Genomic DNA, 278 nt, shown 5'->3' on the forward strand with positions numbered 1-278 from the left:
GTATACCATCTGCTTTAAGTCAGGGCGGACCTTGGTCAGGTGAGATCTTTGGGTTGTCATTCCTTGATTTAGTGGACACTATTACGGACCAATATACACTTCCATTAGGTGGTTTAATTGTTGCACTATTCGTAGGGTGGGGATGGAACAAGATTGATGCTTTAAAAGAAACAGGACTTACAGACTCTGTTATTGGCGTTATCTGGATCTGGTTCCTACGAGTAATTGCACCATTAGGAATTTTAGTAATTCTTGTATTAAATGTGTTGAACTTATCC

At 39.6% G+C, this 278-nt stretch carries 1 pseudogene; it reads left to right on the forward strand.

The features are described 5' to 3' along the window. Window positions 1-278 (forward strand): annotated as a pseudogene (locus AOA62_RS32300) (hypothetical protein); the annotation flags it as partial.

The organism is Pseudomonas sp. 2995-3, assembly GCF_002742565.1.
Classification (GTDB): domain Bacteria; phylum Pseudomonadota; class Gammaproteobacteria; order Pseudomonadales; family Pseudomonadaceae; genus Aquipseudomonas; species Aquipseudomonas edaphica.